This window comes from Limimaricola cinnabarinus (assembly GCF_002723615.1).
Taxonomy (GTDB): domain Bacteria; phylum Pseudomonadota; class Alphaproteobacteria; order Rhodobacterales; family Rhodobacteraceae; genus Limimaricola; species Limimaricola cinnabarinus_B.
This window is the reverse complement of sequence record NZ_KZ305009.1, coordinates 1-3,697: the sequence shown is the minus strand read 5'-3', so window position 1 is coordinate 3,697 and position 3,697 is coordinate 1. Positions and strand designations below refer to the sequence as shown.

Sequence of the window (3,697 nt, the reverse complement as noted above, 5' to 3'; positions counted from 1 at the left end):
GCCGCTCTCGATGTGCTCGGGCTGATCTCACTGAAGGGGAAGGTCGTAACCGCCGATGCCTTGCACTGCAATCGCCGCACGGTTGCGGCGATCAACGCGCAGGGCGGGGACTGGTGCTTGGCGCTGAAGGCCAATCAGGACTCGCTCCTGTCCGATGCCCGGGCCTGCTTCGGCAAAGTGAACAAGGCCCATCCGGCAGCCCAGGTCGAAGACACCGGTCATGGGCGGACGGAGAGGCGCACTGCGGTGGTCGTTCCGGCCAAGGGGCTGGCCAAGCATCATGATTTTCCTGGGCTGAAGGCGTTCGGCCGGATCGAAGCGACCCGGGAAATCGACGGGAGCATCACCTCCGAAACCCGCTACTTCGCGCTGTCTTGGAAGCCGACGCCAGACGTCTTGATTGAAACCGTCCGCGCCCATTGGGCCATCGAGAACGCTCTGCACTGGCAGCTCGACGTGTCGTTCCGCGAAGACGCCGCGCGCAACCGGAAGGATAACGGCCCCGGCAACATCGCTGTCCTGCGTCGCCGCGCGCTCGACGTCGTCCGCAGGGACACCTCCAAGGGCTCGCTCTCGATCAAACTCAAGCGCGCAGGCTGGGATGACGACTTCCTTCGGAAGCTTCTCGATGGCTTAGCCGAGACGTGAGGCCAACTGCGATTGCCCTGCCCGAGAGACCGCTCCTGTCCCGAGACCGGGGCCATCAGATCCCGACCTCCGCGAGCAGGCCGATCACTCCTCCCTGCCGGGAAGGATCTGCCTCCGCCTCTCCTTTAGGCGGGCCCCTCCAGGCCATCGTATGCTGAACGATCGGGCCCCGGAGCGGCTTTTGTCGAGGGGTGATGGTGAGGCACCCATCGACTTCCAACGGTGGGTTTTGCGGATTCCACAGCAGCAGGTGTTTCAGCTGCAGGGCGGGGCCGCTTTCGCTTGCCCCAATTTGCGCCGAGAAGGGCCCCCTCCTGCCCCTTGCCGAGCGGAACACGATCGCCGCCTCGTTTGGAGAGGAGATCAGGAAGCAGGCGAGCAGCTGGCCTTGCATTTGAATTTCCCGTGACCGGGTCAGCGGGAAGATATCGCAGCTGAGGATCCGGTTGGAAAAGGCCCTAGCATCGCTGTCACTTGGAGCAAGGATGCGCAGGTCGCGTCCAGCCAGCCCGTTGCCCGGCTTTGTGTCGCGGGGGATGACGGCCCCCGCCGCCCGCGCAAGCACAAGCTTCGCCAGCGCGCGGGGGAACTGCGTATCTGTCGCGTAATGCGGATTGTCCTTGTAGAGCCTGTCCGGGGTCAGGTGGGCAAAGCGCAGGCGCCAGAACCGCCTGGCGTCCACCGGCTTGAGTTGGTAGCGCTTCAGCAGGCTGGCCAGCTTCTCGCGATAGGGATGCAGCTCTTCGTCGGTGGCTTCGGCCTTGTTGTACAGTAATACCGGCAACACGGGATAACCGCGCCGGGCGCAGATCTCGAACAGCCAGCGCAGGTGATAGAGCAGGACCCCGACCGGCTGGTGATGCGCCGAATAGTTCGCCTCGTTGAGCGCGTATTCCCATATGATCACCGGGTTCGGCGGCAGGTCCGTGCTGCTGAGCAGCCGATAGATTCCCATCGCCGTCGTCGCCGCGCCGATACTGAGATTGACCACCCGCTCCGGCTCGGGATGGAGCTTTTTCAGCTGGTCCACCCAACCATTCCGCAACAAGGAGTTCGACCCCCCGATGATGACGAGTGAAGGGACGTCGGACATTCGGTGGCCTTCTATACCTGAGATATGGGCAAAAGTTGGTGACGCTTGATCAGGCGGCGGCTTGAAGTTGGCGGAGCCCGTCGCGGAACTCAACCCCATGGATGATCTCGGGCAGGCGGTTTTGGCCGTCGAGTCTGCGCCATTTCTTCTGCGCCGACATCATCAGCTTGAACGCCATGGCCAAGCCGGTCTTGCGGCTCAGGCACCCCTTGGTGCGTTTCGTGCGATGCCGGACCGTTGCGAAGGTGCTTTCGATCGGATTTGACGTCCAGATATGCTTCCAGTGCTCGACTGGGAAGTCATAGAAAGTCAGCAGTGCGTCCCGGTCCTTGACCAGCTTGGCGACCGCCTTGCCCCATTTCACACCATAGGTTGCGACGAAGAAGTCGAAGGCGACGTTTGCTTCGACCTTTGTCTCGGCCTGCCAGATGTCGTGCAGATGGCCTTTGGCCCTGGCTTGCACGGATTTCGGCATCGCGTTCAGCACGTTCATGGTCTTGTGGACCCAGATGGGATGGTTGCCGCCCTCCCCAGACGGCATCGCAATGTGCCAAGGTCGTGGTGTTCAACGCCACGCAGCGAGGAGGACGACGAGATGAAGGATACGATGATCGGAGTGGACTTGGCAAAGCGCGTTTTCCAGCTCCACGGAGCATCTATGACCGGCAGGTGAAGTTCTGGAAAAAGCTGACACGGGAACAATTCCGGCGGTTCATGTCGGAGCAGCCCGCCTGTATTGTCGTGCTCGAGGCTTGCGGCAGCGCCAGCTACTGGACGCGGGAGATGGAAGCGCTTGGCCATGACGTCAAACTCATCGCGCCGCAGTATGTCCGGCCCTTCGTCAAGCGTCAGAAAAACGATGCGGCTGATGCCGAGGCCATCGTGATCGCGGCACGCCAGCCAGAGATGCGGTTTGTCGCGCCCAAGACGGCAGAGCAGCAGGCAAAGGCGGTAATGTTCCGAGGTCGAGAGCGCTTGGTCCATCAGCGGACCGAACTGGTGAATGCGTTGCGGGCCGTGCTCTACGAATACGGCCATATATTTCCGACCGGCCTTGTCCATCTGAAGCGGATCGAGGGGCTGATGGATGATCCCAACTCCGACCTGCCGTCGCTGATCATCGCAGAATGCCAGGACTTGCTAGCGCAGATTGCCGAGAAGACGTCGAGGATCGACGCGAAGACCAAGAGGCTGAAGGCGCTCGCGGCCGAGACGGACACGGCGCGTCGACTGCAGACGATGCCAGGGGTTGGGCCTCTGACGGCGCTGGCGGTCGAAGCCTTCGCGCTCGACATGGCGCAGTTCAAGTGTGGCCGGGATTTCGCGGCTTGGTTGGGGCTCGTGCCACGTCAGCACTCTTCGGGCGGAAAGTCGCGTCTTGGGCGGATATCAAAAGCAGGTCAGAACGACATCCGACGGCTCCTGATCATCGGCGCAATGTCGCGATTGAACTGGCTCGGGCGCCGATCGATCCTGGAGGGCTCGTGGCTCGCAAGGATGCTGATGCGGAAGCCGAAGATGTTGGTCGCGATTTCACTGGCAAACAAGATGGCGCGCCAAATCTGGGCGATGCTGACGAAGAATGAGGATTACAGAGATCCGGCGCTGGCGGCGATGACATGAGTATCATGTCGTAGTCACCCAGCGTCGGTGCCAAGGGGAGTGTGAGAAGCCGACGACCTGAATGGGTGCAACGATCGAACAGATCGGGAATAGGAAAACCAGAAGCGTTGTAGGGGCTGATAGCCCGCTACCCAGATTTGGACCCGTTCCGCAGATCACCATATCGGCCAGCGGCTTCTGAGAGCGCCGCACATCAAGGCCTTACAGAAGTTCGCACTCGATCACACGCCAACAGGGTCAAAAGCTCTTGCATGACGGGCGGCAACCACAGAAGCAACGTTGCTCCCGCGTCGTGGCGAACACTTCGCGCAGCGCGGTCCAGAAGCCCAGGGT

Annotated in this window: 2 protein-coding genes and 2 pseudogenes; 2 read left to right on the top strand and 2 right to left on the bottom strand. The window is 61.6% G+C overall.

Annotated features, from left to right (window positions below):
- Window positions 1–648 (top strand): ISAs1 family transposase (locus CJ301_RS18415; RefSeq protein WP_110522092.1); only part of this gene is annotated, 648 nt, incomplete at its 5' end.
- 55 nt (window positions 649–703) lie between these two features.
- Here the strand turns inward: CJ301_RS18415 and CJ301_RS18410 are convergent.
- On the bottom strand, window positions 704–1,741 hold the full coding sequence (locus CJ301_RS18410; protein WP_099278777.1) for an SGNH/GDSL hydrolase family protein: 1,038 nt from the start codon (window positions 1,739–1,741) through the stop codon (window positions 704–706).
- A gap of 49 nt (window positions 1,742–1,790) precedes the next feature.
- Window positions 1,791–2,249: pseudogene (locus tag CJ301_RS18405) on the bottom strand (transposase); the annotation flags it as partial.
- Between the two features lie 87 nt (window positions 2,250–2,336).
- Between CJ301_RS18405 and CJ301_RS18400 the strand changes: the two are divergent.
- A pseudogene (locus CJ301_RS18400) lies at window positions 2,337–3,364 on the top strand (IS110 family transposase).
- Window positions 3,365–3,697: the final 333 nt, after the last annotated feature.

Coding starts and splice junctions, on each gene's coding strand:
- CJ301_RS18410 (WP_099278777.1), bottom strand. CDS start 1,741: ATGTCCGACGTCCCTTCACTCGTCATCATCGGGGGGTCGAACTCCTTG.